Annotated in this window: 3 protein-coding genes and 1 riboswitch; all 3 genes read left to right on the plus strand. The window is 40.0% G+C overall.

Annotation, left to right across the window (positions count from 1 at the left end; all coding sequences use genetic code 11):
* The first annotated feature begins 15 nt into the window (after positions 1 to 15).
* Positions 16 to 221: riboswitch (cobalamin riboswitch) on the plus strand.
* Positions 222 to 259: 38 nt separating this feature from the next.
* Positions 260 to 2,098: a TonB-dependent receptor plug domain-containing protein gene (locus tag B4033_RS04755; protein ID WP_004891498.1), complete on the plus strand. Its 1,839-nt coding sequence runs from the start codon at positions 260 to 262 to the stop codon at positions 2,096 to 2,098.
* A 94-nt stretch (positions 2,099 to 2,192) separates the two neighbouring features.
* Positions 2,193 to 2,774 carry a cob(I)yrinic acid a,c-diamide adenosyltransferase gene (locus B4033_RS04760; RefSeq protein WP_286832453.1) on the plus strand — a complete coding sequence of 194 codons (582 nt, stop codon included), beginning with the start codon at positions 2,193 to 2,195 and terminating at the stop codon, positions 2,772 to 2,774.
* 148 nt (positions 2,775 to 2,922) lie between these two features.
* On the plus strand, positions 2,923 to 3,636 hold the full coding sequence (locus B4033_RS04765) for a glycerophosphodiester phosphodiesterase (RefSeq protein ID WP_004891492.1): 714 nt from the start codon (positions 2,923 to 2,925) through the stop codon (positions 3,634 to 3,636).
* Positions 3,637 to 3,782 lie beyond the last annotated feature (146 nt).

The following is a 3,782-nucleotide window of genomic DNA, read 5'->3' on the forward strand; positions in this document are numbered from 1 at the left end:
ATGCTCGACTTATACTGCGCTCAACTTGCAACAAGTCAAAGCTTTCTGCTTTAGGGAAGCTGGTGTAAATCCAGCACTGCCCCCGCAACGGTAAAAAATGAAATGTCAATCAGTTTACACCACTGCATACAACGATATAGAGATGTGGGAAGGTGGATTGGCAGCATGGCAACGGCCCTGCACATTTAAGTCCGGATACCTGCTTGTTGTGTTCTTTAACTCAATCATTCACGGGGAGTGAATGTATGGAGCACATATCATGACTATTCAATTTCAGCCTGCTGCTTTAGCGGGTTCGATCGCACTTGCGTTGGGTTTCACATCTTCTGTTCATGCTGCTGAACAAAATATTGCTAGAGCATCTTTAAATACGATTGTAGTGACCGCTACACGTTCTGAGGAAAAAATTGAAAATGTGCCAGCGCGAATTTCGATTATTGAGCCACAAGTCCTTGAGCAATCTCCTATAGCCTCATTTCCTGAGCTTTTAAAATCAGAAGCTTCAGCAAATATTGTCCAATTAGGTGACTTGGGACAGCAATCCTCAATTTTTCTTCGGGGTACAAACTCGACTCAAACGCTAGTTCTACGGGATGGTGTCCGCTTAAATACCGCAACTACAGGTGCTGCAAGTATTCCTTTCCTTGATACGACCGATATCAAGCAAATTGAAATTCTCAAAGGCCCAGCATCTGTACTTTATGGAACAGATGCTATTGGTGGTGTGATACAACTCATTTCGAAAACGCCTGAAAAAACAAGTGCATTTGTTACTGGAGAAATCGGCGAAAATAAAACTTATAAATCATTGGTAGGCGCTGATCTGGCCGAAGACGGACTTTATGCCCAAATCCGTGGTCAACGCTTAGAAACAGATGGAACAGCAGTTAAAGAAATTAAAAATAACCCTAAAGCTGCTTTCGAACAAAAAGGCTATAGTGCCAAAATTGGTGTAGATAAAGATGCTTACGGTCTGTCTTTAGACTACAGCCAAAATGAAGGCAACAGCCAATATGATAATTTTGGTGCTTTGACCGATCAGGATTTCAAAAATGAAATTATTAACCTGAAAGGTCATATTCAAGTCCAGCCTTCTATTGAACTAAATGCACGATTATCTCAGTTCAAAGATGATCTGTATCAAAATGATCCTAATTACCTTGGCGAACTTGATTATGTATTAAGTAAAACTCAGGAAGCTGAACTATACGGTAAATGGCAAATCACCCCTCACCAAAATATTTTACTTGGTTCCACTTTCCAGAATATTAAAGGTGATGTTTTATCATATGGCAAAAAATATGATACCGACGTAGATTCTCAAGGTTATTACATTCAACACCAATACAATCATTCTGGCTTAAACACACAGGTTGGCCTTCGTATTGAAGATCATGAACAATATGGTACTCATACAATAGGACAGGCTGCTGTTCGCTATCAGATTCTGCCACTAACTAGTATTTATACAAATATCGGTACAGCTTTCCGTTCACCCACATTGAATGAGCTATATAGTTCATCTGGCAATCCGGATTTAAAACCGGAAGAAAGTATTTCTTATGAAATCGGTTTAGATCAAAAACTTACTTATGGGTTTAGTAGTGGTATTTCCCTATATCGAAATCAAGTAGATCATTTAATTGATGCGACTGGTGCAACGGGTTATAAATTTAAAAACTTGGACAAGGCGACATTTGAGGGTACTGAAGTTTACCTGAAATGGGCTGGCGAACATCTTTATGCGAATGCAACATACAATTATGTACGGGCCCAAGATGATTCCACAAATGAAGATTTGAGCCGTCGCCCTCGTCAAAAAGCAGCATTTACGACTGGTTGGCAGGAACCAACTTTTGGTTTTTCTACTACCCTGACTGCTAACTCATCTTCTGATAATAGCGCATACGATAATGTCCGTATTCCAGGTCATTTCAATATTGATATGCATGGTTATTACAACGTTAATGAAGCTGTGAAGTTATTTGCTAATATTCAAAATGTGGGTGATAGCAAATATCGTACAGCTTATGGTAGCGGCAGTTACTACATCAACGGCGGCCGCCTTGCCTCTGCCGGTGTAACTTTCAAATACTAATTTCATCCAGCTTGAACAAATACTTTTGAGGATAATGTCATGCCTGTGGCATTATCCTTTTTAAATTGAGATATCAAAATTTTAAGGAAATTACATGGGCCACCGTTTAAGTAAAATCTATACCCGTACCGGCGATTCAGGAACTACAGGTCTCGGTGATGGTTCACGCGTTGCCAAGGATGATTTACGTATCACCGCTTTGGGTGATGTCGATGAACTCAACGCAACCATTGGTGTATTACGCTCCCAGATCAGCATAAGTTCAATTGAAGATAAAGCGACTTGGGACAAATCACTTAGCCTGATCCAGCACTGGTTGTTTGATTTGGGTGGTGAGGTTTGTATTCCCGGTTTTAACTTGGTTCAACCGGTATCTATTGATTTTTTAGAAAATGATATTGACCGCATGAATGAAGCCATACCAATGCTGAAAGACTTTATTTTGCCGGCTGGTTCATTGTCTTGTAGCTATGCCCATCAGGCGCGCGCTGTTTGCCGTAGAGCTGAGCGCAGTGTCATGTCTGTACACAGCCGTGACCAGAATATTCAGGCAACCTCACTTCAACTACTTAACCGCCTATCAGACTGGTTATTTGTAGCTTCACGTACTTTACAACGTGCTGAAGGCGGTTCTGAAGTACTATGGCAGAAAAATATCAATGAAACTATTGATTAATAAAACCGCTAAAACTTATTAAACTCCACAGAAAAATCTGCGTCGGCGATCTTTGCAATAAAGTGCCAATGGCGCAGAATATCGTCATTGTTCCGTCATAATTATTCGACATCATGTATTTATCTTTATTTTTTCAGGTTATCGCAACATGCGTATAATCGGCCATCGTGGTGCGCGTGGGGAAGCACCAGAAAACACCCTCGGTGGATTTCAATATATTCAGGAAATCGGGATTCGCGCGGTTGAGTTTGACGTACGTCAACTTAAAGACAATGCCTTGATTATTATGCATGATGATGATTTTGTACGTACCACAGGCCAGCAAAAGCATCTTTATGAATGCAGCCGTGAAGAACTGTCCCCATATAATCATGCCGTACAATGGTCTGAATGGAATCAGGTTGAACCAACTCCCCTTTTAAACCAGACTTTAAATGTCATTCAGAACTTTGATCATATCGAAGTCGAAATCAAAGAAGTGGCTTCCGAAGCTGCCGCGGAACAAATCACCCTGGAATTACAGCAACAACTCCAGGGCTTTGAACATTCAGCTATTATTACCAGTTTTGATGCCAAAATTCATGCTGCACTGCAACAACAAAAATCACAGTTTAAGCGTGGTTTATTGATTGAAACTGATGTAAAACATAAAGCCATTGATCAGGCACTTAAACTGGGTTGTTGTCAGATTGGTTGGATGAATGAATTGGCCAACAAAGAAATGATTAAGGCAACTCAAACTGCCCAACTGAATATCAGTGTATGGACAGTCAACGATATTGAGCGTGCCAAAGAATTACGTGATTTAGGTGTACAAGGTTTAATTACTGATTATCCTAAACTTATGCTGCAACAACTCTAAAGATAATAAATTTTTTGTTTTCTCCACCTCTTAGATTTAAGAGGTTTTCTTTTAGTTATCAGATAGTGAAAAGCTGAGTAAACGTATTGCTATACATCTGTATCTAATCTTATTAACAGTGTACTCATTATGGAGAGCTTCCATGA

This window comes from Acinetobacter sp. UBA3132 (assembly GCF_002364825.1).
In the GTDB taxonomy this organism is placed as follows: Bacteria; Pseudomonadota; Gammaproteobacteria; order Pseudomonadales; family Moraxellaceae; genus Acinetobacter; species Acinetobacter schindleri.